Source organism: Rhodococcus sp. NPDC080181, from assembly GCF_040702225.1.
Taxonomy (GTDB): domain Bacteria; phylum Actinomycetota; class Actinomycetes; order Mycobacteriales; family Mycobacteriaceae; genus Rhodococcoides; species Rhodococcoides fascians.
The window spans coordinates 1-26,984 of sequence record NZ_JBFBKN010000025.1 but is presented as its reverse complement, the minus strand read 5'-3'; the positions used below and the strand labels follow the sequence as shown (position 1 = coordinate 26,984).

At 65.1% G+C, this 26,984-nt stretch carries 26 protein-coding genes; 15 read left to right on the top strand and 11 right to left on the bottom strand.

What is annotated here, in order from left to right; all coding sequences use genetic code 11:
- Nucleotides 1-78: 78 nt before the first annotated feature.
- Nucleotides 79-1,293 carry a helix-turn-helix domain-containing protein gene (locus AB0O58_RS22335; protein WP_032375624.1) on the bottom strand — a complete coding sequence of 405 codons (1,215 nt, stop codon included), beginning with the start codon at nucleotides 1,291-1,293 and terminating at the stop codon, nucleotides 79-81.
- A gap of 215 nt (nucleotides 1,294-1,508) precedes the next feature.
- On the opposite strand from AB0O58_RS22335, the gene AB0O58_RS22330 reads away from it, so the two are divergent.
- Nucleotides 1,509-2,948 (top strand): amino acid permease, encoded by a 1,440-nt coding sequence (locus AB0O58_RS22330; protein WP_032375651.1) that lies wholly within the window; start codon nucleotides 1,509-1,511, stop codon nucleotides 2,946-2,948.
- Nucleotides 2,945-3,844, top strand: a complete 900-nt coding sequence (locus tag AB0O58_RS22325; protein WP_027496226.1) for a universal stress protein — start codon at nucleotides 2,945-2,947, stop codon at nucleotides 3,842-3,844. The genes AB0O58_RS22330 and AB0O58_RS22325 overlap by 4 nt, the downstream gene beginning before the upstream one ends.
- A 7-nt stretch (nucleotides 3,845-3,851) precedes the next feature.
- On the opposite strand, the gene speB is transcribed toward AB0O58_RS22325, so the two are convergent.
- Nucleotides 3,852-4,811 (bottom strand): agmatinase, encoded by a 960-nt coding sequence (speB, locus tag AB0O58_RS22320; RefSeq protein ID WP_032375625.1) that lies wholly within the window; start codon nucleotides 4,809-4,811, stop codon nucleotides 3,852-3,854.
- A 115-nt stretch (nucleotides 4,812-4,926) separates the two neighbouring features.
- On the opposite strand from speB, the gene AB0O58_RS22315 reads away from it, so the two are divergent.
- From AB0O58_RS22315 to AB0O58_RS22305, 3 genes are read left to right on the top strand one after another with little or no spacing between them, the layout of a single operon-like run.
- On the top strand, nucleotides 4,927-5,559 hold the full coding sequence (locus tag AB0O58_RS22315; protein ID WP_032375626.1) for an XRE family transcriptional regulator: 633 nt from the start codon (nucleotides 4,927-4,929) through the stop codon (nucleotides 5,557-5,559).
- Entirely contained in the window at nucleotides 5,556-6,401 is an 846-nt protein-coding gene (locus AB0O58_RS22310) for a carbon-nitrogen hydrolase family protein (protein WP_032375627.1), read from the top strand. Before AB0O58_RS22315 ends, AB0O58_RS22310 begins: the two co-directional genes overlap by 4 nt.
- A complete protein-coding gene (locus AB0O58_RS22305) occupies nucleotides 6,398-8,083 on the top strand; it encodes an NAD(P)/FAD-dependent oxidoreductase (protein ID WP_032375628.1) in 1,686 nt (561 codons plus the stop codon). Before AB0O58_RS22310 ends, AB0O58_RS22305 begins: the two co-directional genes overlap by 4 nt.
- Here AB0O58_RS22305 and AB0O58_RS22300 read toward each other — a convergent pair.
- Nucleotides 8,080-8,790, bottom strand: a complete 711-nt coding sequence (locus AB0O58_RS22300) for a YoaK family protein (RefSeq protein WP_032375629.1) — start codon at nucleotides 8,788-8,790, stop codon at nucleotides 8,080-8,082. The two genes, AB0O58_RS22305 and AB0O58_RS22300, sit on opposite strands and share 4 nt — an antisense overlap.
- Before the next feature lie 28 nt (nucleotides 8,791-8,818).
- The gene (locus tag AB0O58_RS22295) at nucleotides 8,819-10,315 is read right to left on the bottom strand and encodes a PucR family transcriptional regulator (protein WP_032375652.1); all 1,497 of its coding nucleotides are present in this window, start codon (nucleotides 10,313-10,315) and stop codon (nucleotides 8,819-8,821) included.
- Nucleotides 10,316-10,444: 129 nt separating this feature from the next.
- Here AB0O58_RS22295 and gabT point away from each other — a divergent pair, with 129 nt between their 5' ends.
- A complete protein-coding gene (gene gabT / locus AB0O58_RS22290; RefSeq protein ID WP_032375630.1) occupies nucleotides 10,445-11,809 on the top strand; it encodes a 4-aminobutyrate--2-oxoglutarate transaminase in 1,365 nt (454 codons plus the stop codon).
- Between the two features lies 1 nt (nucleotide 11,810).
- Nucleotides 11,811-13,262 (top strand): NAD-dependent succinate-semialdehyde dehydrogenase, encoded by a 1,452-nt coding sequence (locus tag AB0O58_RS22285; RefSeq protein WP_032375631.1) that lies wholly within the window; start codon nucleotides 11,811-11,813, stop codon nucleotides 13,260-13,262.
- A gap of 108 nt (nucleotides 13,263-13,370) precedes the next feature.
- Here AB0O58_RS22285 and AB0O58_RS22280 read toward each other — a convergent pair whose 3' ends face one another.
- On the bottom strand, nucleotides 13,371-14,402 hold the full coding sequence (locus AB0O58_RS22280; RefSeq protein ID WP_045842106.1) for a Glu/Leu/Phe/Val dehydrogenase dimerization domain-containing protein: 1,032 nt from the start codon (nucleotides 14,400-14,402) through the stop codon (nucleotides 13,371-13,373).
- Between the two features lie 283 nt (nucleotides 14,403-14,685).
- Nucleotides 14,686-15,165 (bottom strand): Lrp/AsnC family transcriptional regulator, encoded by a 480-nt coding sequence (locus AB0O58_RS22275; RefSeq protein ID WP_027496234.1) that lies wholly within the window; start codon nucleotides 15,163-15,165, stop codon nucleotides 14,686-14,688.
- Between the two features lie 134 nt (nucleotides 15,166-15,299).
- On the opposite strand from AB0O58_RS22275, the gene pdhA reads away from it, so the two are divergent.
- The 3 genes from pdhA to AB0O58_RS22260 all read left to right on the top strand — a co-directional run bounded on the left by pdhA (nucleotide 15,300) and on the right by AB0O58_RS22260 (nucleotide 18,754).
- Complete coding sequence (gene pdhA, locus AB0O58_RS22270; protein ID WP_032375633.1) at nucleotides 15,300-16,382, top strand: pyruvate dehydrogenase (acetyl-transferring) E1 component subunit alpha; 1,083 nt, start codon at nucleotides 15,300-15,302, stop codon at nucleotides 16,380-16,382.
- Nucleotides 16,379-17,383, top strand: coding sequence for an alpha-ketoacid dehydrogenase subunit beta (locus AB0O58_RS22265; RefSeq protein ID WP_032375634.1), 1,005 nt, complete (start codon nucleotides 16,379-16,381; stop codon nucleotides 17,381-17,383). The genes pdhA and AB0O58_RS22265 overlap by 4 nt, the downstream gene beginning before the upstream one ends.
- 75 nt (nucleotides 17,384-17,458) lie before the next feature.
- Nucleotides 17,459-18,754: a dihydrolipoamide acetyltransferase family protein gene (locus tag AB0O58_RS22260; RefSeq protein WP_032375635.1), complete on the top strand. Its 1,296-nt coding sequence runs from the start codon at nucleotides 17,459-17,461 to the stop codon at nucleotides 18,752-18,754.
- Between the two features lie 32 nt (nucleotides 18,755-18,786).
- Here the strand turns inward: AB0O58_RS22260 and AB0O58_RS22255 are convergent, their stop codons facing one another.
- Nucleotides 18,787-20,256 carry an MDR family MFS transporter gene (locus AB0O58_RS22255; protein WP_032371088.1) on the bottom strand — a complete coding sequence of 490 codons (1,470 nt, stop codon included), beginning with the start codon at nucleotides 20,254-20,256 and terminating at the stop codon, nucleotides 18,787-18,789.
- 110 nt (nucleotides 20,257-20,366) lie between these two features.
- On the opposite strand from AB0O58_RS22255, the gene AB0O58_RS22250 reads away from it, so the two are divergent.
- Nucleotides 20,367-21,014, top strand: coding sequence for a helix-turn-helix domain-containing protein (locus tag AB0O58_RS22250; protein ID WP_052063193.1), 648 nt, complete (start codon nucleotides 20,367-20,369; stop codon nucleotides 21,012-21,014).
- Between the two features lie 67 nt (nucleotides 21,015-21,081).
- On the opposite strand, the gene AB0O58_RS22245 is transcribed toward AB0O58_RS22250, so the two are convergent.
- A complete protein-coding gene (locus AB0O58_RS22245; protein WP_366238819.1) occupies nucleotides 21,082-22,224 on the bottom strand; it encodes an FAD-binding oxidoreductase in 1,143 nt (380 codons plus the stop codon).
- Nucleotides 22,221-22,718, bottom strand: a complete 498-nt coding sequence (locus tag AB0O58_RS22240) for an Lrp/AsnC family transcriptional regulator (protein ID WP_027496240.1) — start codon at nucleotides 22,716-22,718, stop codon at nucleotides 22,221-22,223. Before AB0O58_RS22240 ends, AB0O58_RS22245 begins: the two co-directional genes overlap by 4 nt.
- A gap of 166 nt (nucleotides 22,719-22,884) precedes the next feature.
- On the opposite strand from AB0O58_RS22240, the gene AB0O58_RS22235 reads away from it, so the two are divergent.
- A complete protein-coding gene (locus AB0O58_RS22235) occupies nucleotides 22,885-23,457 on the top strand; it encodes an antibiotic biosynthesis monooxygenase (protein ID WP_287452447.1) in 573 nt (190 codons plus the stop codon).
- Between the two features lie 46 nt (nucleotides 23,458-23,503).
- Nucleotides 23,504-24,028: a peroxiredoxin gene (locus AB0O58_RS22230; RefSeq protein WP_027496242.1), complete on the top strand. Its 525-nt coding sequence runs from the start codon at nucleotides 23,504-23,506 to the stop codon at nucleotides 24,026-24,028.
- Between the two features lie 3 nt (nucleotides 24,029-24,031).
- Here AB0O58_RS22230 and AB0O58_RS22225 read toward each other — a convergent pair whose 3' ends face one another.
- Entirely contained in the window at nucleotides 24,032-24,154 is a 123-nt protein-coding gene (locus AB0O58_RS22225; protein WP_255032376.1) for a hypothetical protein, read from the bottom strand.
- Between the two features lie 91 nt (nucleotides 24,155-24,245).
- Here AB0O58_RS22225 and AB0O58_RS22220 point away from each other — a divergent pair, with 91 nt between their 5' ends.
- Nucleotides 24,246-25,364 carry a methyltransferase gene (locus AB0O58_RS22220; protein ID WP_222083065.1) on the top strand — a complete coding sequence of 373 codons (1,119 nt, stop codon included), beginning with the start codon at nucleotides 24,246-24,248 and terminating at the stop codon, nucleotides 25,362-25,364.
- Between the two features lie 24 nt (nucleotides 25,365-25,388).
- Here the strand turns inward: AB0O58_RS22220 and AB0O58_RS22215 are convergent, their stop codons facing one another.
- Nucleotides 25,389-25,814, bottom strand: coding sequence for a hypothetical protein (locus tag AB0O58_RS22215; RefSeq protein ID WP_027496244.1), 426 nt, complete (start codon nucleotides 25,812-25,814; stop codon nucleotides 25,389-25,391).
- 197 nt (nucleotides 25,815-26,011) lie between these two features.
- On the opposite strand from AB0O58_RS22215, the gene AB0O58_RS22210 reads away from it, so the two are divergent.
- Nucleotides 26,012-26,860 carry a Bax inhibitor-1/YccA family protein gene (locus tag AB0O58_RS22210; protein WP_027496245.1) on the top strand — a complete coding sequence of 283 codons (849 nt, stop codon included), beginning with the start codon at nucleotides 26,012-26,014 and terminating at the stop codon, nucleotides 26,858-26,860.
- Nucleotides 26,861-26,984 lie beyond the last annotated feature (124 nt).

Sequence of the window (26,984 nt, the reverse complement as noted above, 5' to 3'; positions counted from 1 at the left end):
TGCAGGCAGGGTTGTTTTGCGGACATGTTTCAGCAGACTTTCTTGCCGACATCCGGCAATCTCGGCCTCAGGTGCGATTCAGGAGTGCAGGCCGGATCGCGGCCAGTCGAGCAACATCGCGCCGAGTACTGCCGTGTGCAGCGCAAATGCCTCGACGGGATTGCCCACATCTTGCCCGGTCAAATCTCTTATTCGCGACAATCTGTACGTGACCGCGCGCACTGACAGATGCATCCGGCGTGCGGTGGACGCCGAGTTCGCGCCGGTCTCGAAGTACACCTGCAATGTTTCCAGCAGTGGGCCTGCTCCGCCCCGAGCGCTCGTCAACGGGGTCAGCAACGTCTCGACCAGATCGGCGATCGCGGCGCGATCACTGATCAGAACGCGATAGACGAGCAGATCACGGGCGTCGACGACGGGTGTGTCGAGCCCCAGCGACGACGCGAGGTCGAGCGCGTCCAGGGCGTCTCGGTACGACGCGGCCACGCCGACTGCGCCGCTGCGTGGGCGACCGACCCCGAGCTGTATCCGTCCGTATTCGCCGCGACGGCGCAGGTCGACGGTATCGCTCGGGCCGGATGCCGATCCGCCGAGGACTCGTCCCGTGTGGGTGAGTACGTGATCGACGGCCTCGCGATCGGGTGCCGGAAACACCACGATCAGCCGACCCTGCTTGGTGGCGACGAGGAGATCGGCGTCCCCTTTGCTGCCCTGCACGCTGCGTTCGACCAGCCCGATGGCCGACGTCGCGTCGGTGAACGGAGTCGTGGACGTGACCACGGCGACTGCGTGCGGACTCGACAGATCCAGCCCGAACGTCTGCGCACGTCCCAGGACACCGGCGACATCGGCCGTTCCGGAGAGCAGATCGTCCACGAACTCGCGGCGTGCCAATACCTCCACGCGAACCAGGGTCCGCCGGGCGAGCTGAAAGCCTTCGGCGAGTTCGGCCGCGGCGTCGTCGACGGCTCGAAGCATGACCTCGCCCGCGGTGACGACCCCGGCCGGGTCTGCTGCGGCGGCCTGCACGGCGGGCAACTCGCGCCACAATCGCCACGCCGCCGACAGGTAGAGGTCGAGCAACGCGCGCAGAGCCACACCCGCTCGGGCTGCTTCGTCGCCGTGTACGCGGCACTCCCGAAGTTGCTTGCGGGTGAGCGGAACACCTGCGTCCACCGCATCGGTCACGACGTCGAGAAAGTTCCCCAGGAACGCGACGTCCAGGCCGCCTGCGTCCGAGGCCGCTTGCGCGGCCACCGCGTCGAGCGGTGTCGCGTCCGGCTGTGTGGCCATGTGTTCGAGGGTCTCCCATCCGAGTCGAGGTCAATGGTAGGCGGCGCTCACACCGACACCGGCTCGACGACGAGCTCGTGGACCGCGCGGCGTGTTCGGTGTGCGACCGGGTGGCTCGGGGAGCAGAATCACCGAAATCGCCTCGCGTCGGCTGCTGTACCGCCCGCGGCACGGTTCGGTCCGCACCGTTCGTCTTCACGTTGGGAGTCTCGACCATGACATCGTCGAACGGACCCGCATCGGGTCTGCGCTCGCAGTTGTTCCGCAAGAAACCGATCGCAGAACCGGACCAGCAGCCCGGTGGTCTGGAACGCACCATCGGGACGTTCCAACTGACGATGTTCGGAGTGGGAGCGACCATCGGTACCGGCATCTTCTTCGTGCTCTCGCTCGCTGTTCCCGAAGCCGGTCCAGCCGTGGTCTTGTCGTTCCTGGCCGCAGGAATTGCCGCCGGGCTCGCCGCTATCTGTTACGCCGAAATGGCCTCGGCGGTGCCGGTGTCGGGATCGACGTACTCCTACGCATACGTGACGATGGGGGAGGTGGTCGCGATGGGTGTTGCGGCCTGCCTGCTGCTGGAGTACGGGGTGTCGAGTGCCGCGGTGGCGGTCGGCTGGAGCGGATACCTCAACGAACTTCTCGGCAATCTCTTCGGCTTCACCATCCCGCACGCGTTGTCCGCGGCACCGGGTGACGCCGATCCGGGAATCCTGAATCTGCCCGCCGTCGTGCTGATCGTTCTGTGCGCCGTGTTGCTCATTCGCGGTGCGAGCGAGTCCGCAGCGGTGAACGCAGTCATGGTCGTCATCAAGCTGGGCGTGCTCGCGCTGTTCGCCGTCGTCGGATTCACCGCCTTCGATTCCGGCAACTTCTCGGACTTCATGCCGCTCGGAGCGGCAGGTGTCACCGCGGCGGCCGGCACCATTTTCTTCTCGTTCATCGGTCTCGACGCCGTCTCGACAGCCGGGGACGAGGTGAAGAATCCACAGAAAACCATGCCGCGAGCCATCATTGCCGCACTCGTCGTGGTGATCGTCTTCTACCTCGTTGTTGCGGTCGCGGCGTTGGGAACTCAGCCGTGGACAGCATTCGCCGGGCAGGAAGAAGCCGGGTTGGCCGAGATTCTCCGAAATGTGACCGGACGGGCATGGCCGGCCACGATTCTGGCGGCGGGCGCGGTGATCTCGATCTTCTCGGTGACTCTGGTGACGATGTACGGGCAGACGCGCATTCTGTTCGCCATGGGCCGAGACGGGATGCTGCCCAAGGCGTTCGCGAAGGTCAGTCCCCGGACTCACACCCCCGTCAACAACACCATCGTCGTCGCGGTCATCATCTCTGTACTCGCCGCGTTCGTTCCGCTGGACAAGTTGGCCGATCTGGTGTCGATCGGAACGCTCGTCGCGTTCATCGTCGTGGCCATCGGCGTGATCGTCCTGCGCCGGACGATGCCCGACCTCGAGCGTCCGTTCAAGGTACCGGGCTACCCGGTGACACCGATCCTGTCCATCGCCGCGTGCATCTACATCCTGTCCGGCTTGCGCTGGACCACGTGGTTCTGGTTCGGGCTCTGGCTCGCCGTGGTTCTCGCGTTCTACTTCCTGTGGGGTCGGCATCATTCGGCGCTTCGATCGGTCGGAAAGGACGCGGAATGAGCGTGCTGATCGCCTTCGCGCCCGGCAAGGGAAGTGTCGGTGCCCTCGATCTCGGTGCGCAACTGGCCCGATCCCTGACCACGAACATCGACGTGGCAACCGTGGTTCCCAAGCCGTGGTCGACGCCGTCGATGGCCCGGGTCGACGCCGAGTTCGCCGACTGGGCCGCGTCGACGGCCACCGAGTCGGAGGCGAAAGCCCGTCACTACTTGGAGGAACGCGCACCCGATGTCGCGGCGTCGTTCCACCGGATGTCGCACCGCTCGGTGTCCACTGCATTGACCGAGGCCGCGGAGACCACCGGGGCGTCGATCCTGGTTCTGGGTTCCTCGGGTGACGGTGCTCTCGGGCAAGTTGTCGTCGGTTCCACCGCGGACAAGTTGCTCCATTCCTCGCCGGTCACCGTCGCGTTGGCCCCGCGCGGCTACCGCATTCGAGATCGGGCCGTCCTGACGCGGATCACCTGCGCGTTCTCGGGCGACAGCGAGGCCACCCGCGTCGTCGGGCCCACAGCGGAGTTGGCCCGCGACACCGGTGTGCCACTTCGCTTGGCCTCGTTCGTCGTTCGCGGGGCAACGATGTATCCGCCCGAGATCGGGCTGCGAGCCGAGGACGACGTAGCAGCGGAGCTCGCCCGAGGACTGAGCGAGGCGCTGACCGCTGCGGTGGACGACGCTGTCGCGGTGGGGTTACCGGCCGACCGCGTCGACACCGAGTTGGCGACCGCGGGCAGCTGGCGAGAAGCACTCGACGAACTGCACTGGCAGGACGGCGAAGTGCTGACCATCGGATCGTCCGGGCCGTTGGGTCCGATCGCTCGGGTGTTCCTCGGTTCACGGGCAACGAAGATCATCCGCCACTCGCCCGTACCCATTCTGGTGTTGCCGCGCCGGTGAGTGCCCGCTACCGGTTCAGCGCCAGCACCGACAGCAACTCGTACGCGACATGGGCCGCCGCGATGCCGGTGATCTCGGCGTGGTCGTATGCGGGTGCGACTTCCACGATGTCGGCACCGACCACGTTGAGCCCCACGAGACCGCGCAGCGTGTTGAGCAACTCGCGCGAGGTCATCCCGCCGGCCTCGGGTGTGCCGGTGCCCGGAGCATGCGCGGGATCGAGAACGTCGATGTCGACCGAGACGTAGACCGGGCCACCGTCGAGGCGACGACGCATCCGCTCGACGATGCTGGCCACGCCGTCGACCTCGTAGTCGTCGGAGCGAATCACCTGGAAGCCGAGAACCCGGTCGTCCTCGAGGTCCTGCTCACTGTAGAGAGGGCCGCGGATACCGATGTGCTGGGAGCGTTCGAGGTCGATGAGCCCTTCCTCGCTGGCTCGTCGGAACGGCGTCCCGTGTGTGTACGGCGCACCGAAATACGTATCCCAGGTATCGAGGTGGGCGTCGAAGTGCAACACCGCAATCGGCCCGTGATCACGCGCGAGCGAACGCAGGATCGGGAGCGCGATGGTGTGGTCGCCGCCGAGAGTCAGCACCGAAGAGCCGTCGGCACGCAGGTTCGTCACGGCATCGTGCACGGTCTGCAGCGCTTCGGTGATGTCGAACGGATTGACCCCGATGTCGCCGAAGTCGGCTACCTGTTGGCGTGCGAACGGCGAGACCTGCAGGGCAGGGTTGTACGGCCGCAACAGTTTCGACGCCGCACGGATGTGGCCGGGTCCGAAGCGCGCACCCGGCCGGTAGCTCACCCCCGAATCGAACGGTACGCCGAGAATCGTCACGTCTGCCCGCGACAGCTCGTCGAGCCGGGGGAGTCGCGCGAATGTCGTCGGTTCGGCGTAACGGGGGACCTTGGTGGCGTCGAGCGGGCCGACCGGGGTGTGTTCCGGGTTGTTCGCATTCATCGAGATGTCCCTCCGCAGTCGAGCGCCCGGCCGTCGAAAGGTCGACCATGTCGCTCGGCAAGCGTTACTCTGATGCTCGGTCTTGTCAACACAAGTTTCCTGAAAGGCGAAAAGGGTGTCTTCAGCCGCGCAGGTCGACGTCGATGCGCCACGGATCGGTGCGCGCCTGAAGGAGGCGCGCCTGAAGAAGCGGCTCACGCTCGACGCGCTCGCCTACACCTGCGGGGTCACCAAGGGGTATCTGTCCAAGCTCGAGCGCGATCAGGTGAACGCATCGGTCGCATCCCTGGTTAGAGTCTGCGCCGCGCTCGACGTACCGGTCGGCTCGCTGTTCGACGACGCACCCGTCGGCGAAGTGGTACGCGCACAGTCGTTGCCGCGCATCATGTTCGGTGGAGAACAGATGACCGAGTATCTGCTGACGCCGGTAGGGGAGCGTCGCGTGCAGGTGTTGTTGGGGCATATCGAACACGGCGGCGGAAGTGGGCCCGAGGCGTACACGCTGCCGCTCGATGTGAGCTTCGTGTACGTGATCGACGGCGAGCTACGGGTGATCTTCGAAGCCGATCCCGGCGCGGACTTCGGCGGGGACGACATCTCTCTCGGGGCGGGGGACGCCTTCACGTTCTCGCCGCGCCGTCGGCACAGTTTCCGCAGCGACAGCAGCGGTGGGGCGCGAGTGTTGTGGGTACTGGCACCGGCACTGCCCGAAGAACTACCGATCGGAAAGCCGGGGTTGCATCGGTGACGAACACCGTCTCGCTCTATCAGGGGCCGGAGGACTCCGGCGATGTCGAGGCCAACCTGACGGCACTCGATGCTGCGGCTGCGGCAGCCGCGGCGGCAGGTGCATCGATCCTGGTCACCCCGGAGATGTCGGTCAGCGGTTACGACATCGGTGAACTCGTCGTCGATCGTGCCGAACCGTTCGACGGGCCGATCTTCGGGAGGGTCGCACAGATCGCCCGTGCTCACGGCGTCGCGATCGTGTACGGATATCCCGAACGCAGCGGCGAGTCGGTGTACAACGCCGTTCAGGTGGTCGACGCGACCGGTACGTCACTGGCGCGTTACCGCAAGACGCACCTGTTCGGTGAGCTCGATCGTGCCCACTTCACCCCCGGCCAGGAGTTGGTGGTGCAGTTCGACTTCGGAGATCTGCGCTGCGGTCTGCTTACCTGTTACGACGTCGAATTTCCGGAGACCGTCCGCGCGCACGCCGACGCGGGTACGCAATGGTTGATCGTCCCTACCGGTCTGATGTCGCCGTTCGAGATCATCGCAACCCACGTGGTTCCCACGCGGGCCTACGAGAGTCAGGTGTTCGTCACCTACGTCAACCGGTGCGGCACCGAGTCGACTCTGACCTATTGCGGCCTGACGTGCGCCGTTGCTCCCGATGGCACCGACATCGCCAGAGCCGGTGTGCACGAGCAACTGTTGACGGTGCACTTGGACCCCGCCGACCTCGACAGGTCCCGAGCGATCAACACCCACCTTTCCGACCGACGTCCGGATCTGTATCGGACGGCACCTCGTCCCGCAGGGACCGCAGGCCCGGTACGAGCCGAGCAGGAGAACGACAGATGACCACACCCGTCACCCCGGACAGCGCGATCGAGTTCGAGGACGAACAACCGCTCACCATGTTCGGGCCGGACTTTCCGTTCGCTTACGACGATTACCTCGCCCACCCGGCCGGCCTGGGTAGCGTTCCCGACGCCGCACTCGGTACCCGAGTCGCGGTGGTCGGCGGCGGACTCGCAGGAATGGTCGTGGCCCGCGAGTTGCTTCGGCTCGGCCTGGAACCGGTTGTCTACGAATCGGATCGAATCGGCGGCCGCATGCGATCGGTGCCGTTCGAGGGGCATCCGGGTGTGGTGGCCGAGATGGGCGCGATGCGGTTTCCGCCGTCCTCGACCGCGTTGTTCCACTACCTCGACTCCGTCGGGCTCGAGACGACTCCGTTTCCGAACCCGTTGGCCGAGGCGACCCCCAGTACGGTGATCGATCTCAAGGGCACCAGCCACTACGCCCGCAAGCTCGAGGATCTCCCGCCGATCTTCGCCGAGGTCGCCGAGGCATGGAACAGAACGCTCGAGGAGCACGCCGAACTGATTCCGTTGCAGCGCGCCATCCGCCGGCGGGACGCGGCCGAGATCAAGCGCATCTGGAACGAACTGATCGTCAAATTCGACGATCAGACCTTCTACGGATTCCTCGCTGCGTCCGAGCATTTCTCGTCGTTTCGCATGCGAGAGTTGTTCGGCCAGGTAGGTTTCGGAACAGGAGGTTGGGACACCGACTATCCCAACTCCATTCTCGAGATCCTTCGTGTCGTCATCACCGCAGCCGACGATCACCACCGCGGCATAGTCGGCGGGTCACAGCAGTTGCCGATGCGGTTGTGGACCGACACACCCGCGGACCTGGCGTACTGGCCGGCGGGTACGTCGGTGTCCTCGGTGAACGGCGGCACGACGATGCCTCGCGTCACCGAGATCAGGCGCACCGGGGGCGGCACGACGATCCACGACGACCGAGGAAACATTCGGACGTACGCGGCCGCGGTCGTGACCGCGCAGAGTTGGATGTTGCTCAGCAACATCAGGTGCGACGACGATCTGTTCCCGATCGACCACTGGACCGCCATCGAACGTACCCACTACATGGGGTCGACGAAGGTGTTCGCACTCGTCGATCGGCCGTTCTGGAAAGACAAGGACCCGGTGACCGGGCGTGATTTGGTCAGCATGACGCTGACCGACCGGATGAGCCGCGGCACATACCTTCTCGATCAGGGCGAAGGAAAGCCGGGGCTGATCTGCCTGTCCTACACCTGGTCCGACGACTCGCTCAAACTGCTGGCTCTCGATCCCACCGAACGCATGAACATCATGTTGCGATCGCTCGAGGAGATCTACCCGGGCGTCGACTTCCGCAGCCACATCATCTCGACTCCGGTGACGCTGTCCTGGGAGACCGAGCGCGACTTCATGGGTGCGTTCAAGGCCAACCTGCCGGGGCACTACCGCTATCAGGAAAGACTGTTCACCCACTTCGTGCAGGACGAACTCGAACCCCGACACCGCGGCATCTTCCTTGCCGGCGACGACATCTCGTGGACCGCCGGTTGGGCGGAGGGCGCGATTCACACAGCACTGAACGCGGTATGGGGCGTCGTACATCACCTGGGTGGCATCTCGGCACCGGACAACCCGGGCCCGGGGGACGTCTTCGACACCATCGCGCCGCTTCGACTGGGCGACTAACGCTTCGCTGCAGCCGATCGAGGTGGGCGCTCGTCGAACACGAACAGTGCCAGCGCAACGATCAGCATGACGGCCACCACCCAGATCGCGCGCAGAGCGAACAGCTCCACCGACACCGCGCCGAGTACAGCGCCACCGAGAAATCCGGCGATGACCGTGCCGAACCGCCGAGCCCTGATCCCCGCCTCCCGATCGTGCTCGACCACACGATGAAACGCCGCCATGGCCATGGTGCGGAGGTTGCCGGTCGTCATCGTCGTGTTGAACGGCGAATCCACCAACACCCGAAAGGTCGTCACCTGCACGCCCGCGACATGCGCGAGGACGACCGACACCACCGCATCGGGAACCGTTGCCGGCAGAAACCCGACGATCACCAGAACCAGGATCTCGTAGCAGAGCACGGCCCGCACCGGCCTGCGCACGATCCTCTCGATCGCAGGCAACGCGATGAACTCGGCCGTCATGACACCCAGAACGAACGCCGTCAACGGCGGCAGGAACACCAGCGCCTCCACCCAACGCCCGCCCGCCACGTCCACGCCGAGCAGCACCACGTTGCCGGTCTGGGCACCGGCGAACACACCGCCGCGAGTGACGTAGGTGTACGCATCCAGAAATCCGCCGACTGCCGCCAGCAGCACTCCGAGCCGAACCGACTTCGCGGTGGCGACGGAGATCTGGGGTTCAGGACGAGGGGTGGTCATCGCGAAATCCTGACACAGAGGGGCGCTCTCATGCCGCGAGTAGGGAGAGCAACAATTCCGCTCGCACCCGCGCCGACGTGAGATCCACCCCCAGCAATTCCTCGCATCGTGTGATGCGGTTACGCAAGGTGTGACGATGCACCGACAGGTGGGCAGCGGCGGTTTCCCAGTGCCCGTTGGCCTCCAGGAACGCCCGAAGCGAACCCACCAGATCCGCGGTGTGAGTGCGGTCGTACTCGGCCAGTACGGCGATGGTGACGGCAGCCATGGCACGCAACGACTCCCGAACCGGTTCCGACGCCAGCAGCATCGACCCGGTGAAGTGGACGACCCGATCACCGGGACCGGCCGCCGCGCACGCGAGCCGCGCTTGTCTGAGCGCGGTGGGGGCCTCGGTGATGTGCATGTCGGTGCCGACCCCCGCACACACCGAACGGGGAAGCGAATTCATCAGCTGCGCAACGAAATTCGCGTCGTCTCCGGGTAGCAGCATCTCGGCACCGTCGTCGGTGGACCTGACGAACGTCGGCCGTGCATGGGCGCGGAACTGAGCATCGACGGCATCGGCGATGGAACCCGTCCGCCCCGTCGCGCCGCGGAGAACCACCACGGTGATGCGTGAGTCGTCGTCGGCCGCATCGGCGAGATAGCTCGGTACCTGCGTGTCACCGGGGGACAGGAGATACCCGTCGAGGAGAAGTCCGAGCGCACGCGAGTTGAGGGCCGTCTGCTCGGCGCGCAGCCGCGCAGGCTTTTCCAGTTCGAGGGTTATCAGCGACACCGCATGCCCGAGCAATATCTGCTCGACTCCCGTCACGGGCCCCTTCGTGCGAATCGCGAGAAAGCTCGGCGCACTGGCGGTGATCGGTACCGAGTGCAGGCTCACGGTGCGGCCCGGCTCGCTCACCGACACCGTCGCGGGTGACGACGACGGACGGATACTGTCGGCGATCTCGCGGGCCTGCGCGATCAGATCCGCCGCGTCGACCGGATGGAACGACTCGGTGCGATGTCCGATGAGCGCGACGGAGGTGGACGTGGCGACCGCCAATTCGCGCACGATCGCGTCGACACCGCCGTGCAGTGCGGCGCGGGTGATGCGACTCTGTACCGACGCCGCCCGCAGGACTTCCTCGTACTCCTGCTCGGCGATGCGTGTGGTGACCGCCCGAATGACCGCGGCGAAAGGAGTGTCGTAGGGAACCTCGACGACGGGTAGCCCGACCTCGTCTGCCGCGTCGAGAAGTTCTCGTGGAATCACGCTGTGCGAGAGACCGGTTCCGAATCCGAGGCAGGCAACCCCTGCCGTTCGGAGGGTGCGGACGTACTGCGCGAGTGCGGGGCCGCCGAAGTCGAAGCCGAGACCTGTCGTGAGGATCAGCTCGCCGCCGGACAACCACGGACTCGGATCGGTGAGCTCGGTCGCCTGCGCGAAGGTGATGGCGGCACCGCTGCGTTCGGGCCCGCCGCGATGACTCAGCCGGAGGTCGCGTTGTCTCAACAACCAGGAAATCTGCACACTCACCTGTCGCACTGTAATCGTGCCTGACGAAATGGCGTGCGCTTCTGTACCTGAATGTACGTATCGGCAGTCTCCGGTCGACCCTCGCGGTCGCATACTTGCTGCACAGAGACCAACCCGAAAGGTGCGACCATGGCTTCGATCGAATACCGACTTCCGCAGGAGCGCAGGATCGTCACCGCGTTCCCCGGCCCGAAATCGTCGGCGCTGGCCGAGCGCCGCAAGGCCGTCGTCGGTGCAGGCGTTGCATCGACGCTGCCGGTGTACGTGGCCGACGCGGACGGCGGCGTCGTGGTCGACGTCGACGGCAATTCGTTGATCGACCTCGGTGCCGGTATCGCCGTGACGACCGTGGGTGCGTCGAATCCGGCTGTCGTTGCCGCCGTGCAGGATCAGGTCGCTCACTTCACGCACACCTGCTTCATGGTCGCGCCCTACGAGGGATACATCGCGGTCGCCGAGAAGTTGGCCGAACTCACGCCGGGAGATCACGACAAGCGCACCGTCCTGTTCAACAGTGGTGCCGAGGCCGTCGAGAACGCAGTCAAGATCGCCCGGCACGCCACCGGCCGCTCGGCCGTGGTCGTGTTCGACCACGCGTATCACGGCCGCACGAACCTGACGATGGCTCTGACCTCGAAGTCGATGCCGTACAAGAGTGGATTCGGGCCGTTCGCTCCCGAGGTCTATCGAGTTCCGATGTCGTACCCGTTCCGTGAAGGACTCGGTGCCGACGGATCGGCCGTCACCGGTGCACAGGCCGCCGCCCGTGCGATCTCCATGATCGAAAAGCAGGTCGGCGCAGACAATCTCGCGGCCATCCTGATCGAGCCGATCCAGGGTGAGGGCGGCTTCGTCGTGCCGGCGGACGGCTTCCTGCCTGCGCTGACCGAGTGGGCGCGCAAGCACGATGTCGTGTTCATCGCCGACGAGGTGCAGTCCGGATTCACCCGCACCGGTGCCTGGTTCGCCAGCGAGCACGAGGGGATCGTGCCGGACCTGATCACCATGGCCAAGGGCATCGCGGGCGGTATGCCACTGGCCGCGGTGACGGGCCGGGCCGATCTGATCGACGCCGTGCATCCCGGTGGGCTCGGCGGCACCTACGGAGGCAATCCCGTCGCATGCGCCGCTGCGCTGGCATCGATCGAACAGATGGAGACCCTCGACCTCAACGCCCGCGCTCGCGACATCGAACGCATCGTCGTCGATCGGCTCACGGCGTTGATGCCGGAGGTGGGGATCATGGGTGAGGTTCGAGGCCGTGGGGCCATGCTCGCCGTCGAGCTCGTCGTACCGGGTGGACGTGAGCCGAACCCCGAGGCCACCAAAGCCGTTGCCGCTGCGGCACTCGCGGCAGGCGTGATCGTGTTGACGTGCGGAACCTACGGCAACGTCATCCGCCTGCTTCCGCCGTTGGTGATCTCCGACGAGTTGCTCGACGACGCACTCACGGTCCTCGAGAACGCACTGCGCGACGCTTCGAAGGGACTCTGACATGGCCGTCGAGCAGTTGTTGTCCTCGTTGCCCACCGACCTGTGGCTCGGTGGAAAGCAGACCCCCGCGCAGTCCGGCGCGCGATTCGCCGTCCTGAATCCCGCCACCGGTGAGGAGCTGACCACCGTCGCCGACGCGGGCGCGGCCGACGGCATCGCGGCCCTCGATCTCGCTGCCGCGGCGCAACCGGAGTGGGCGGCGACGCCTGCACGGGAGCGAGCCGAGATTCTGCGGCGCGCCTTCGATCTGCTGCAGGAACGTGCAGCAGATTTCGCTCTGCTGATGACCCTGGAAATGGGAAAGGCGTTGGCGGAGAGTCGCGGTGAAGTGAACTACGGCGGTGAATTCCTGCGCTGGTTCAGCGAGGAAGCGGTCCGGATCGGCGGCCGGTACACCCCTGCGCCCGCCGGTATCGGCCGAATTCTGGTCACCAAGATGCCGGTCGGCCCGGTGCTGGCGATCACTCCGTGGAACTTCCCGCTGGCCATGGGAACTCGCAAGATCGGTCCCGCGCTCGCTGCGGGTTGCACCGTCATCGTCAAGCCGGCCGAGGACACCCCACTGACGATGCTCCTGCTCGGCCAGGTGTTCGCTGACGCCGGATTGCCCAGCGGTGTGTTGTCGGTGCTCCCGGCCTCGGATGCTGCATCGGTCACCGGGCCGTTGATGGACGACCCCAGACTGAGGAAGGTCACGTTCACCGGATCGACCGGAGTGGGAAAGCTGTTGGTGCGCAATGCAGCCGACCGACTGCTCCGGACATCGATGGAGCTCGGCGGCAATGCGCCGTTCATCGTGTTCGAGGACTCGAACATCGATGCCGCGGTCGACGGGGCGATGCTCGCCAAGATGCGTAACGGCGGCGAGGCATGCACTGCAGCAAACCGTCTGTACGTGGCCGAGTCCGTTCGCGAGGAGTTCACCGAGAAGCTGACCGCGAGAATCGCGGCGCTGACGGTCGGCCCCGGTGATCGCGACGGCACCGACATCGGACCACTCATCAACGACAAGCAGCGACGGACGGTGTCGGCACTCGTCGACGATGCCGTTGCCAAGGGCGCCCGCATCCGCACCGGCGGATCGGCACCCGACGGTCCCGGGTTCTTCTTCACACCCACTGTGCTCGACCGCATCCCGGCCGACGCAAACCTGTTGCGCGACGAGATCTTCGGGCCGGTTGCCGCCATCGTCGGATTCGAGACCGAGGACGAGGCCGTCGCCGCGGCCAACGACACCCGATACGGATTGGTGGCCTATTTCTACACCGAGAGCCTCGATCGGGCTCTGCGGGTCTCGGCTGCTCTCGACACCGGCATGGTGGGGGTCAACCGGGGTGCCATCTCCGACGCCGCGGCCCCCTTCGGCGGTGTGAAGGAGTCGGGCTTCGGACGAGAGGGCGGCTCGGAAGGGATCGAGGAATACCTCGAGACCAAGTACATTGCGCTGCAGTAGACGGGCGCCGCAGTAGATCGCAGCGGTGCAGTAGATCGCAGCGGTGCGCTCCACTCCTGAGGCCAGCGCGGTACATGCGCTGCCGGGTGGAGCGCACCGGGCGTGCGGTCAGTAACCTCGGGCGGCTGCAATTCGCCTCTCGGCCAGCCGGTCCGCGGCTGCTCCGAGCAGGATCCCTTCACTGCGTGCCATGGCGAATATGCCGGCGACGGTAGTACGGATCTGTCCGATCGTTGCCATCACCTCGGCCGAATTTCGTCCGCGCAGTTCACCTTCCACCTGAATCAAGCCGCCGGCGTTGGCCACGTAGTCCGGTACCCAGACGATGCCTCGGGCGGCCAGCAGCGATTCGACGTCGGGCGTGAGCAGTTGATTGTTCGCGGCACCGCACACGATGGACGCCGACAGCCGGTCCACCGAGGACGCGTCGAGCGTTGCTCCCATGGCGCACGGGGCGTACACATCGATGTCGGCTCCGATGATGTCGGTTCCGATCGTGACGCCGGGGAAGTCCTGGGCGATCCGTTCGAGGGCGGGTTCGTAGGAGTCGCTCACGAGCACGTCGGCACCCGCTCCGCGCAGGAGCGCCACCAGGTTGTAACCCACCTTGCCTGCGCCTTCGACACCTACTCGTCTGCCGGTCAGATCGTCGGAGCCCCAGGTCGATTCGGCTGCCGCCAGCAGGGAGAGATAGACCCCCAGGGCCGTCTGTGGACCGCTGTCGCCGGTGCCGCCCGCAGTGGTGTTCTTACCGACGACGTAGGCCGTTTCTTCGGCGACGATATCGAGGTCGTCGCTGTTGGTGCCGACGTCGCCTGCCGTGACGTACGTGCCGCCGAGCGATTCGACGAACCGGCCGTAGGCCTCGAGCAATGTCGGGGTCTTGATGACGGTCGGGTCGCCGATGATGACTGCCTTCCCGCCGCCCAGATCCACCCCTGCGACAGCCGCCTTGTAGGTCATCCCGCGGGAGAGTCTCAATACGTCGGTCACGGCGTCCTGCTCGGTTGCGTAGGGGTAGAAGCGAGTTCCGCCGAGTGCCGGTCCCAGCACGGTCGAGTGAATCGCGACGATCGCGCGCAGACCGGTGTCTCGATCGTGGCAGAACACCACGCGCTCGTGCGCGGAGTCGGATGGCATGTCGGGCCGGTCGAAGACACCGGGTGCGGCCGGTGCCGAAGCCGAATTCGCGGTCTGGGCAACAGAAGAGCGATGTCGAGTGGGTGTGACGGCAGAGTGGTCGGCAACGACGGACACAGTCGGTCTCTTTCGGTCAGGGGATGGGAGCAGATGCAGCGGCTACCCGGATGTCTTGTCCGTCACAGGGTGTCGTGCACGACGCAGACCGGTCAACCGGCATCGCTCGGACCGTGCAGATTGCGTGATGCGGTCGGTATCGGCCCGGCGGGGATGGTCGGGGTGCTCAGCGGCGGCCGTCGTCGGCGAGCTGTTCGAGCAACGGCTTGGTTCGGTACTGAATCAGCTCGGACATGGCAATCGACATGTTCGTCCGCTCGACGCCAGGAATGTCGAGGATCAGGCCGGCTATGCGGTACAGGTCGTCGGCGTCGACCGCCGCAATGCGGATGTGCATGTCCGCGGCACCGGACAGGCCGAACACCTCGAGTACCTCGGGGATCGTGCGGAGGTGCTCGGTGACCGCTGCCAACGTGTGCTGATTGACCTGAGCGGTCACGAAGGCCTGCAACGGACGTCCCAGCGACTTCGGCGGAATACGGTGATCGATGGGGGTGAGAGACCCCTTGTCGTCCCACCGCCCGAGGCGTGCCTGGACGGTGTTGCGGGACAGGCCCAACGTGGTGGCGAGTTCGACGCCGGTGGCTCGAGGCTTGGCGCAGAGGGCGAGGAGGAGTCGGGCGTCGGTCTTGTCGAGATCGGTCATTGCGCACTTCCTGTAGCTCGGTCGTTACCCGATATTGTGCACACTGCGTAATTCTGAAGTCATCACTTGTGCACGCTGGGTGTCGGTGGTGTCCTTGTGAAGGACATCACATCACGACGGAGAGTGCCACGGACATGAACACCACCTCGCTGATACAGCTGATCAAGGAATCCGGAACGGTGGTCCGCAACGAGACGTATTCCCCTCTGGTCGCGGACATCGACACGGCTGCGATGAAGGAGATCTATCGCGATCTCGTGGTCGTCCGGCGCATCGACGCCGAGGCCACCGCGCTGCAGCGGCAAGGCGAGTTGGGGCTGTGGGCTCCGTTGCTCGGACAGGAAGCGGCACAGGTCGGCTCGGCCCGCGCGCTCGACTCCGAGGACTTCGTGTTCGCCAGCTACCGCGAGCACGGGGTCGCCTACTGCCGCGGAGTCGATCCCACTCGCATGCTCCGCTTCTGGCGCGGATCGACCCTGTCGGGATGGGATCCGTACGAATATCGAATGACGACTCCGGCGATCATCGTCGGCTCGCAGGGTCTGCACGCGACCGGATACGCAATCGGCATGCAGCTCGAGGGTGCCGACGGTGCTGCCATCACTTACTTCGGAGACGGAGCAACCAGTCAGGGCGATATCTCGGAGGCTCTCGGTTTCGCCGCCAGTTTCCATGCGCCGGTGGTGTTCTTCTGCCAGAACAACCAGTGGGCGATCTCCGAACCGGTGACCGTGCAGACCAAGTCGACGATCGCGGCACGCGGTGAGGGATTCGGCATCCCGTCGGTACGAGTCGACGGAAACGACGTGCTCGCTGTGCTGGCCGTGACCAGAGCGGCGCTCGCCCGAGCCCGTGAGGGCAGCGGCCCGACGCTCATCGAGGCCGTCACCTACCGAATGGGGCCGCACACCACGTCCGACGATCCGACGAGATATCGATCCGGGGCCATGGACGACGAGTGGCGTGCCAAGGATCCGATCGACCGAATCGAGAAGCTGCTCAGACGAATCGGCGTGTTCGACGACGAGTTCGTGGCTTCGGTCCAGCGGACGGCGGACGACGTCGCCGCCGATTTGCGACGTGGATGCCTCGAGACCGTCGAACCCGAGGCGATGACGGTATTCGACAACGTCTACGCCGACCCGCATTCTCTGCTGGACGACGAGCGGGCCCAATTCGCCTCCTACCAAGCTGGATTCGAAGGAGTCACGTCATGACCACCCTGGAACGGCCCACCAGCCTGCCGCTGGGCAAAGCCATCAATGCCGGCCTGCGTCGCGCGATGGAGAACGATCCCAAGGTGTTGCTGATGGGTGAGGACATCGGCAAGCTCGGTGGCGTCTTCCGCATCACCGACGGCCTGCAGAAGGACTTCGGGCCCGGCCGAGTACTGGACATGCCGCTGGCCGAATCGGGCATCATCGGTACCGCTGTGGGCCTGGCGATGCGCGGATTCCGTCCCGTGTGCGAGATCCAGTTCGACGGCTTCATCTACCCGGCGTTCGATCAGATCGTGTCGCAGGTAGCCAAACTGCACTATCGCACGAGCGGAAATGTCAAGATCCCGATGACCATCCGCGTGCCCTACGGCGGCGGAATCGGTGCAGTGGAACATCATTCGGAATCGCCGGAGGGCTACTTCGCCCAGACCGCCGGACTGCGCGTGGTGACCTGCAGCAACGCCGCCGACGGCTACTCGATGATCCAGCAGGCCATCGCCAGTGATGATCCCGTGCTGTTCTTCGAACCCAAACGTCGATACTGGGAGAAGAGTGCGATCGACCTCGGTGCCGACGATCTCGACACCGCCTTCCCGCTGCATCGGGCGCGGGTGGTCACCGAGGGCACCGACATCACACTGGTGGCCTACGGACCGTTGGTGTCCACTGCCCGTAAGGCAGCCGAAGTTGCTGCACACGAGGGTATCTCGATCGAGGTCATCGATCTGCGGTCGCTCTCGCCGATCGACTTCGAGACCGTCGAAGCGTCGGTGCGCAAGACCGGACGGCTCGTCGTCACACACGAGGCCCCGGTTTTCATGGGACTCGGCTCGGAGATAGCCGCCCGCATCTCCGAGCGGTGCTTCTACAACCTCGAAGCGCCGGTGCTGCGGGTCGGTGGATTCGGAACGCCGTACCCGGCGTCGAAGCTCGAGAAGTTCTATCTTCCCGACGTCGACCGGATCCTCGACGCAGTGGACCGCTGCCGTTCCCATTGAGCTGCCGTTCGCGCTGAGCTGCCGTTTCGCCCGATCTCACATTCTCCGCCGATACCGACCGAACAGGATTCGACGATGTCCACCATCAAGAGTTTTCCGCTACCCGACCTGGGGGAGGGCCTCACCGAGGCCGACCTGTTGACCTGGCTCGTCGCGGTCGGTGACACCATCGAACTCAACCAGAACATCGCCGAGGTCGAGACGGCCAAGGCTGCGGTCGAGTTGCCTTCCCCGTTCGCCGGGGTCGTTGCTGCCCTGCATGTTTCCGAGGGCGACACGGTGGAGGTCGGAGTGCCGATCATCGACATCAGAGTCGGCGGTGAGGACGAACCGGTTGCTTCCGATCCGGAGCAGTCCGTTTCCCCGATTCAGAACACCTCTTCCGGGGAGGACGAGGACGAGCGCGTTCCGGTGCTCGTGGGTTACGGCGTCGCGAAGGAAGGCTCCAGCCGACGCGGTGGCCGCGTCGACTCACCCGCGGCGTCCGCGGCGAACGTCCAGAACGGAAAGCCGCTTGCGGCCCCACCGGTACGAAAGATGGCCAAGGACAACGGCGTCGATCTCAACGAGCTTCCCGCGAGTGGCTCTCACGGCGACGTCACCCGTCAGGACGTGGAGTCGTACCTGCAGAGTGACACCGATGTGCAGCAGTCGGTATCCGGGCGGACCGGTCGGGAGGAGCGCACTCCGATCAAGGGTGTACGCAAGCACACCGCCGAGGCCATGGTGCGAAGTGCATTCACTGCACCTCACGTCACCGAATTCGTGACCGTCGACGTGACCGAGATGCTCGAACTCCTCGAGTCGCTGCGGTCCTCCACACATTTCCGGGACGTGCGTCTGACGCCGTTGGCTCTGGTGTCCAAAGCCGTTCTCGTTGCCCTGAAATCGAATCCGTCGCTGAACTCGAGCTGGGACGAGGCTGCGCAGGAAATCGTGACCAAGTACTACGTCAACCTCGGCATCGCGGCGGCGACACCCCGCGGATTGATGGTGCCCAACATCAAGAACGCACACGAGCTCTCTCTGGTGGACATCGCGCGTGCCCTGGCCGACCTGACGCGTATCGCGAAGGAGGGCAAGAGCAGTCCGGCCGATCTGGCCGACGGCACCATCACCATCACCAACGTGGGGGTGTTCGGAGTCGACGCAGGCACGCCGATCCTCAACCCCGGCGAGGCGGCCATCCTGTGCTTCGGGTCCATCCGTCGCACGCCGTGGGAACACAACGGCGAGATCGCTTTACGGTCGGTGACGACACTGTCGCTCTCGTTCGATCATCGACTGGTCGACGGCCAACAAGGGTCGGAATTCCTCGCCCTCGTCGGTCGTTTGCTGACTCACCCGATCGATCTGATCGCGCTCGGCTGACCGCGGCGGCGCGGTGTGAATGCCGCCGGGGTTCAGTGCACCGGCTGCGCCGACACGGCCTCGTCTCGATCACTGCTTGCCTGTGCTCGGATGAAGAACGACGCAGCCACCGCGACCAGTGACACCGCCCCACCGCACAGGAATGCGGTGTGGATGCCTGCCTCGGAACCACCCACCTGCGTTGCCCCGTCGGAGATTCGGGCCGCTGCGGTGTTCGACATGACGGTGACGAACAACGCGGTTCCTGCGGCTCCGGCCAGTTGCTGCACGGTGTTGAAGATTGCGCTGCCGTGGGAGTACAGGCGGGTGGGAAGGGATCCGAGCGAGGAGGTCATCAGCGGAGTCATGATGAGCGCGAGCCCCGCCGAGAGCAGCATGTGGATACCGACGACCAGCGGTAGTGCCGACTGTGCGTCCAGCACCGTCATCGACCACAACGCGGCGCTCACCACCATGGCTCCGGGAATGACCAGCGGGCGCGGCCCGATTCTGTCGAAGATGCGGCCGACGAAGGGGGCGAGCAGACCCATCAGCAATCCGCCGGGCAGGAGCATCAGGCCGGTTGCGAGGGTGTCGAGTCCGCGCACGTTCTGCAGATACATCGGCAGGAGGATCAGGGCACCGAACAGGGCCATCATCGAGATCGCGATCATGCCGAGTCCGATGCTGAAAGTGGGGGTGCGGAACGGACGCATGTCCAGCAGCGCGCCGCCGCGTTCCTGGCGGGCGATCTGCCGCAGCACGAAGACGACGAGTGCGATCACTCCCACCACCAACGGCAACCAGACCGGTACGACGGACTCCTCGGCGGAATGACCGAGGCTGCTCAGGCCGTAGACGATGCCGCCGAACGCCAAGGCGGACAACACGACCGACGTGGGATCGAACGAGGGCCGTCCCGTCTCGGTCACGTTCTTCACCAGTGTGGTTCCGATGCCGAACGCGACGAGCGCGATGGGAAGCACCAGCCAGAACATCCAACGCCAATTCAGCGAGTCGAGAATGACTCCGGAGATGGTGGGGCCGACGGCAGGCGCGACGGCGATGACGATGGAGATCACACCCATCATCGCGCCGCGCTTGTGGGCCGGGACGACGGTGAGCACCGTGGTCATGAGCAGCGGCAACATGATCGCCGTCCCGCTGGCCTGCGTGATGCGGCCGAGCAGAAGTAGCTCGAAACCGGGTGCCGAGGCCGCGAGCAGGGTGCCGACGGTGAACAGGGTCATCGCTGTCACGAACACCTGACGCAGTGTGAAGCGTTGGAACAGGTAGCCGGTGACGGGAATGACCACCGCCATGGTCAGTAGGAATCCGGTGGTGAGCCACTGGGCCGTCGTTGCCGTGATCTCGAGGTCGACCATCAGGGTCGGGAGCGCCACGCTCATGATCGTCTCGTTGAGGATCATGACGAAGGCCGCGATGACCAATATGCCGATCAGTAGCTTGCTGCCCGGCGCGAGTTGCTCGTCGGGGGTGCGGTCGGTCTCGGGTGAACTCATGTGTCGACAAACTTTCGCGTATGGGATCGAAGCGTGCAATCGTATGTAGATAGCTTCAATCATTATGACAGTGACTGTCAACTTGACGATTGCTGGTAAGTTGACAGCGAATGACGACCGCAGCCGACGGATGGACGAGGATGAGCGAACGAGTGCCGGACCTGCGAGAGCGACGTCGCCGAGACACTCGGCTCGAGATCACTCGCGCCGCACTCGAGCTGTTCGAGAAGCAGGGCTGCGCCGCGACCACGGTGGACGAGATCGCGCGCCGAGCGGGGGTGTCACCGAGTACGTTCTTTCGCAGCTTCGCCTCGAAGGAGGAGTCCGTTCTCGGCATCGACCCTGACTTCGAGGTCGACTTCGACCAGTGGCTCGCTGCCACCGCGCCCGAGCACATCACGCTGCCTGAAATCGAAGCGTTGTACGAGCAGTCCGTCGAGCGACTGTCGACAGCGCCCGAGGAGGAGCGCGACCGACTCCTACGCACTCGGCGACTGATCGGTATCGACGCGCATCTGCGGGCCGCAGCCTTCGCGGCCGACGCGATGACACTGTGCCGCGTCACCGATGCGGTGACCGAGCGTCTCGGTGACCACGAATCACGTTCGTATGCACGACTGTTGGTCGAAGGTGCCGGTATGGCCCTGCGCATCGCCTTCGACGACTGGGCGGTACGGATCGACGGCGGGCAGGATGCAGACCTGCTGGACATCTATCGGACGACAGTGCGCGATCTGCGACGCGTCGTCGCCGGCTGAGGTCTCACGTCGTGAGTGGAACTTCGTAGCCCAGGTCGAGTTTCCGCGCACGTGGCGCGCAGCGCCTCTAGCCGAGGCGGCGGGGCGACAGATCCGCTTCGAGAAGGCCGCGCTCGGCCACGTCGGCCGGAACCGGTTCTCCGCGAACGACAGCCGCGCCCACCCGGGCCAGCGCCGCGCACGTCTGGATTCCGTAGCCGCCCTGCCCGGCGCACCAGAAGAAGCCCTCGAGCTCGGGGTCGAACCCGACCACCGGGGTGCGATCGGGAACGAAGCTGCGCAGTCCGGCCCACGACGAACGAACGTGTCGCGCAGTCAGGGTGGTCACCTCGGCGATGTCGTCGAACGCCCGCGCGATCTCCAGCTCGTCCGGACGGGCATCGCTCGGTTCGACCGCCGTCTCGTCGGCCGGCGAGCACAACAGCTGTGCGCCTTCGGGTTTGATGTAGAACTTCTCGTCGATGTCGCTCAGTGTCGCCAGGTTCTTTGTGTCCAGATCGTCGGGTGCGGAAACCATGAAGACCGACCTGCGCTTGGGAACCAAGCCGATGTGGCGGGCCCCCGCCATCGCGCCGACGACATCCGCCCAGGCCCCTGCCGCATTCACGACCAGTGGAGCCCGATGAGTCGTCCCGTCCGAGGTGCGCACGTGCCACAGATCGTTCACGCGCTCGAGCTCGGTCACCGAAGCCTTGGTGTGGATCCGACCGCCCCGCTGTCGCAGCCCTCCGACGAAGCCCTGATGCAGAGCATGGACGTCGACCTCCATCGAACGCGGTTCGTACAGAGCGCAATCGATCAGCTCGGGCCGTAGCGGTGGGAAGAATGTGCATGCGTCGGTGGGGGAGATCAGCTGCGCGTCGGGAGTGAGGCGACTGACGTCGGTGTACATCGCTTCGAGGGCATCGCCGCGTCCCGTGGCCGCGAATTGCAACAGTGGACGCGGAGTGAGCAAATCCGACCGGAAGCAGTCGGGTGGGTTCACCAGAAAGTCTCGGCTGGCGGTGGTCAAGGCGCGAATCGTGGTGTTGCCGTACGTCTCCAGAAACAGAGCCGCGGATCGACCGGTGGTGTGGAACGCCAACGTGGACTCACGCTCGAGCAGCGTGACACGGCGGTCGCCGGCGAGTTCGTATGCGAGTGAGACACCGCCGATGCCGCCGCCGATGACAACGACGTCCGAGAGGGCGGGCTGTTCGGTGGCGCTCATGGATGTCTCCTGTTCGGCTTCGGCGTGAACCACTGCGCTCCGGGGCCGACTGCTTCGTCGAAGATCAGCCACGTCCGCGTCGAGAGTATCCCGTCCAGCCCTTGCAACTTGTCGAGTACCAGGTGTCGCAATGCGGAGTTGTCCGGAGCGCGCACGAGGACCAAGGCGTCGAAGTCGCCGCCCATCAGGCTGACGTGTTCGACGAAGGGGAACGTGCTGAGGTCGTCGGCGACAGCCCGCCAGGAATCTTGCCGAATCGACAGTGCGACATACGCGGATGCGCCGAATCCGGCTTTCTCGTACGCGATACGGGCGGTGAAACCCTCGATCACACCTTCGTCGACGAGTCGGTCGACGCGAACGTAGGCATGTGCGCGGGAAATGTGGGTGGCCTCGGCGAGGGCCCTCATGGACATGCGCCCGTCTCGGCTCAGTTCGGTGACGATCCGTCGGTCGACGTCGTCGAGTTCGTATTCGGTCTCGCTCGGTGCCATACGTCCACTCCAGACCGATCGCGATGGAAGCTCGTGGACGAATAGTCACACAGCGAGCTTCGGTATGCCATCGGTCTGCAATCCGGTTCCTGATTTGATACTCGGTCCATTTCGACACAGTCTGTGTAGAACGCACCGACGACGAACCAGCGCAGGAGGGGACCCCATGGCCATGACCGACACGCTCGAGCACGTCACGACCTCGGTCGCACGACGCGTTCGCGAGGGACACGAGGCGGACTTCGTCGAATGGACCGACCGGGGCATCGACCTGGTGCGAACCTTCCCGGGCTTTCTCGGCGGAGGCTGGCTGCGCAGCTCGGCCGAAACCAGTGACTATCACGTGGTGTATCGATTCGAGACGCACGACCATCTCGAGGCGTGGTTGCGTTCGGAGGCGAGGCGCGATTGGCTCGGCCGTGGCCGACCGATAGCGGACGACGTTGTGACACATCGGCTTTCCGGCGTGGAGGGATGGTTCGAGCCACAGTCGAACCTGACCGACGCCGTGCGCGTCGTGGGCGGTCCGCCGCCGCGGTGGAAGCAGGCCGTGTCCATCGGTGTTGCGTTCTATGCCGTCAGCCTGTTGGTGAACCTCGTGATCACTCCACATCTGACCCACCTGAACGTGGCCCTGCGGACTGCGGTCGTAGTGATGATGTGCACTCCGCTGATGGTGTACGTGGTGATGCCGTTCGTCACCGCACGACTGCGAAAGTGGCTCGTACCGCGCGGTTGACGGCCACGGCCCTGCTCGTTGCGAGCCGAGCGGTACCCTCTGCGTCATGCGAATCGGACAGACCGCCCCGGATTTCGAGCTGCCCGATCATTCCGGTGAACGTCGTGCGCTCACCGAGCTCACGGCGTCGGGGCCGGTGGTCCTGTTCTTCTATCCGGCTGCGAACAGTCCGATCTGCACGGCTGAGGCGTGCCATTTTCGGGATCTGGGAGCGGAGTTTGGCAGGTTCGGTGCGCAGCGAGTGGGGATCAGCACCGATACCCGAGACAAGAACCAACATTTTGCGCTGCAGAGGTCGTTCGACTTCCCGTTGCTCTCGGATTCCGACGGTGCGGTGGCCGAACAGTTCGGAGTGCGGCGCGGCGGGTGGTTCGCCCGTAGGCGTCGACTTCGGGATTTCGAGCGCGGCCACTCGAACGTGGCTCGTCGCAGTTATCTACGGCAGTTGTTGTCCGTGAAGCGGACGACGTTCGTGATCGATCGGCACCGTACGGTGCGGATGGTGGTGCAGAGCGAGCGCGGTCACGTACACGCGACCAAGGCGCTGGAGTACCTGCGGTATCTGTCGTGAGTGTCAGTCGTTGGCACCGCTGAAAAGGGCCGTGTAGACGGCGGGCTTGGTCGCTTCGGCCGAGGCATCGGTCGATGCGTCGTCGGGATGGCTGAAGAGCGCCTCGTTCTTGTCTTTGTGTTCCATTCCCCGAGCATGCACCTCATCGGTCGCAATAGCCACTTGCCGCGCGGAACGACCGCGCTCGGCCGGTCGCGTTCGGTGGAATACTGCCCGGGTGTCCGATGAAACGTTGTTCGAAGCTCTGCGGCGTGAGCCCGATGCCGAGGCACCCAATCTGCATGCGGTCGACGCGGCAGATCGTCTGCTGCTCGATACCGTCGACGAACTGGGGGTCGACCGCACGGCACCGATCGCAGTGATCGGTGATCGCTACGGCGCTCTGACTCTGGGTGCGGCGGCCCTGGGGTTCACCGACGTGCGAGTGCACCAGGACGCTGTTACCGGCGTACGCGCTCTGGAGCTGAACGCGGCGCGTGTGTCGATGGTCGGCACGTACACCCACCACGGGCTGGGTGCAGAACTGCTCGACGGCGTCGGCACCGTGTTGATGCAGTTGCCGCGAGGTCTGGCCGAGCTCACCGAGATCGCCGAGCACATCGCGGCGCATGCTCTCCAGAATGTCGTCGTCCTGGCCGGCGGCCGAGACAAACACATGACTCCTGCGATGAACGACATCCTCGGGCGGTCGTTCGAGACCGTCACGGCGGGTCGGGGACGGCAGAAGGCGCGGGTACTGACCGCGACCGGGGCAGTGGCGTCGGAGATGACGTATCCGGTCGACAAGCGAATCGACGACCTCGGCCTGACGGTCGTGGCTCACGGCGCGGTCTTCGCCGGGGCGGGCCTCGATATCGGGACGAGGTTCCTACTGGGGTTCGTGCCGAAGATGGCACCTCGCGCAACCAACGCCGTCGATCTGGGGTGCGGCAGTGGAATCCTGGCGACCGAATTGGCTCGAACCAGGCCCGGGCTCGAGGTGATCGCAACGGACCGATCGGCCGCGGCCATTGCGTCGGCCGCTGCCACCGCCGAGGCGAACGGGACGACGGTCTCGGTGGTGGCCGACGACGCGATGTCGACGTTCGAGTCCCGGTCGGTGGATCTGATCGTCTGCAACCCGCCGTTCCACGAGGGCGCTGCAGTACACACAGGCGGTGCAGGCAAGTTGTTCGAGGCCGCCGGACGCGTGCTGCGGCCGGGCGGACAGCTGTGGACGGTGTTCAACACGCACCTGAACTATCGTCGGGCTCTCGCCGACGCCGTCGGGCCCACCGATCCGATGGGACGCAACACCAAGTTCACCGTCACTCGCTCGGTGCGCCCGAGCGAGTAACGGTGAAGACCAGATGCGAGAGCGTCAGGTGACGGGGCCGCCGTCTTCCGGGGTGCCGTCGATCTGGCCCCTGTCGCGCCCACGATCCTCGACGAGAGTCCCTTCGACGATCTCGGCCTGACGCTGGCCTTCCGCGTAATCGATGTCGGGATCCTCGTCGGACTCCTCGATGACGTGGTCGACCAGTTCTTCGGTCAGTTCGTCGTCCGGGGTCTCGGTGATCGGGCGGTCGAGATCCTCCTCGACGGCGATGTCGGGTTCTTCTTCGCTGAGCTTGAGGTCGAGGCTCTCACCCTCGGCTGCTTCACGGGCGGTGGTGCCGAAGCTGTTGGCTTCGCTCCAGTGGTCCGGGGGATCGACCACGGTGTCGCCGTCGTCGTTGCGCACCTCGTCGGAGTCGAGGCTTTCGCTTTGGTCCAAGGTCTGGTCGGGTCCGTCTTCGATTGCCATTTCCTCATAGTGCCCGTTTCGATTCGGTGTCACACACGCGGTCGTGGCTGCCTGTCGAGGGGCGACCCGGTAGAGTCCGTTTTGTCCGACGTAGAGGTTCTCGTCACGGGAACTTTTGTCCGGATGTCGAACGTTCTACTGATGACCGACGGGGAGATCCCCGGTGGGGATCAGAACTTACGAAGGGAAGAGACACGGTGCGCACCTCCAGCAACCCGGTGTTCCGCAACCTGCCCAAGCAGCAGGGCGGCGGATACGCCACATTCGGATCTGCGACGGCTGGAGCCTCGCAGGCCGCAACGTTCGGCCAGCATCCCGGAACGCAGGCCGACCCGTACACCACGCAGCCCGCTCAGCGGGCCATGACGATCGACGACGTGGTCACCAAGACCGGCATCACCCTCGGTGTGCTCAGCGTCACGGCGATCATCTCGTACTTCCTGGTCTCGGGTAATCCGGGCTTGGCCATCCCCTTCGTGATCGGCGGCGGCCTCATCGGCTTTGGCTTGGTCATGTTCGCGACGTTCGGTCGCAAGATGGACAACAAGGCAATCGTGCTGGCCTACGCCGCGGCGGAAGGTGTGTTCCTCGGCGCGCTGTCGCTGATGTTCACCGACGTCTCGTTCGGCGGAGTCGGCGGATCGGCACTGATCGGCCAGGCCATCCTCGGCACGTTCGGCGTGTTCTTCGGCATGCTGATCGTCTACAAGACCGGTGCAATTCGCGTCACGCCGCGTCTGACTCGCATGATCGTCGGTGCCCTCATCGGTGTCGTCGTGCTCATGCTCGGCAACCTCGTCGCCAGCTTCTTCATGGACGGTGGATTCGGGTTGCGTGACGGCGGACCCATCGCCATCATCTTCAGCCTTGTCTGCATCGGCATTGCGGCGTTCAGCTTCCTGCTGGACTTCGACCAGGCCGATCAGCTGATCCGCGCACAGGCTCCGGAGAAGGCAGCCTGGGGCGTCGCGCTCGGCCTGACCATCACGTTGGTCTGGCTGTACGTCGAAATCCTGCGTCTGCTGAGCTACTTCCAGAACGACTAGTACTCACGCGAAAAGCCCCGCCCTCCGATTGGCGGATTCTAGGGGTCCTCGCAACACCTGATGGTCAGATGCCTGTCAGTAGATCACGTAAACGCTCGGCTGGAGTTTTCCAGCCGAGCGTTTT

Bases quoted from the DNA above. Each gene is read 5' to 3' on its own strand.
- AB0O58_RS22335 (WP_032375624.1), bottom strand. From the start codon at position 1,293: ATGGCCACACAGCCGGACGCGACACCGCTCGACGCGGTGGCCGCGCAA.
- AB0O58_RS22330 (WP_032375651.1), top strand. From the start codon at position 1,509: ATGACATCGTCGAACGGACCCGCATCGGGTCTGCGCTCGCAGTTGTTC.
- AB0O58_RS22325 (WP_027496226.1), top strand. From the start codon at position 2,945: ATGAGCGTGCTGATCGCCTTCGCGCCCGGCAAGGGAAGTGTCGGTGCC.
- speB (WP_032375625.1), bottom strand. From the start codon at position 4,811: ATGAATGCGAACAACCCGGAACACACCCCGGTCGGCCCGCTCGACGCC.
- AB0O58_RS22305 (WP_032375628.1), top strand. From the start codon at position 6,398: ATGACCACACCCGTCACCCCGGACAGCGCGATCGAGTTCGAGGACGAA.
- AB0O58_RS22300 (WP_032375629.1), bottom strand. From the start codon at position 8,790: ATGACCACCCCTCGTCCTGAACCCCAGATCTCCGTCGCCACCGCGAAG.
- gabT (WP_032375630.1), top strand. From the start codon at position 10,445: ATGGCTTCGATCGAATACCGACTTCCGCAGGAGCGCAGGATCGTCACC.
- AB0O58_RS22285 (WP_032375631.1), top strand. From the start codon at position 11,811: ATGGCCGTCGAGCAGTTGTTGTCCTCGTTGCCCACCGACCTGTGGCTC.
- AB0O58_RS22280 (WP_045842106.1), bottom strand. From the start codon at position 14,402: ATGCCATCCGACTCCGCGCACGAGCGCGTGGTGTTCTGCCACGATCGA.
- AB0O58_RS22275 (WP_027496234.1), bottom strand. From the start codon at position 15,165: ATGACCGATCTCGACAAGACCGACGCCCGACTCCTCCTCGCCCTCTGC.
- pdhA (WP_032375633.1), top strand. From the start codon at position 15,300: ATGAACACCACCTCGCTGATACAGCTGATCAAGGAATCCGGAACGGTG.
- AB0O58_RS22265 (WP_032375634.1), top strand. From the start codon at position 16,379: ATGACCACCCTGGAACGGCCCACCAGCCTGCCGCTGGGCAAAGCCATC.
- AB0O58_RS22260 (WP_032375635.1), top strand. From the start codon at position 17,459: ATGTCCACCATCAAGAGTTTTCCGCTACCCGACCTGGGGGAGGGCCTC.
- AB0O58_RS22255 (WP_032371088.1), bottom strand. From the start codon at position 20,256: ATGAGTTCACCCGAGACCGACCGCACCCCCGACGAGCAACTCGCGCCG.
- AB0O58_RS22250 (WP_052063193.1), top strand. From the start codon at position 20,367: ATGACGACCGCAGCCGACGGATGGACGAGGATGAGCGAACGAGTGCCG.
- AB0O58_RS22245 (WP_366238819.1), bottom strand. From the start codon at position 22,224: ATGAGCGCCACCGAACAGCCCGCCCTCTCGGACGTCGTTGTCATCGGC.
- AB0O58_RS22240 (WP_027496240.1), bottom strand. From the start codon at position 22,718: ATGGCACCGAGCGAGACCGAATACGAACTCGACGACGTCGACCGACGG.
- AB0O58_RS22235 (WP_287452447.1), top strand. From the start codon at position 22,885: ATGGCCATGACCGACACGCTCGAGCACGTCACGACCTCGGTCGCACGA.
- AB0O58_RS22230 (WP_027496242.1), top strand. From the start codon at position 23,504: ATGCGAATCGGACAGACCGCCCCGGATTTCGAGCTGCCCGATCATTCC.
- AB0O58_RS22225 (WP_255032376.1), bottom strand. From the start codon at position 24,154: ATGGAACACAAAGACAAGAACGAGGCGCTCTTCAGCCATCCCGACGAC.
- AB0O58_RS22215 (WP_027496244.1), bottom strand. From the start codon at position 25,814: ATGGCAATCGAAGACGGACCCGACCAGACCTTGGACCAAAGCGAAAGC.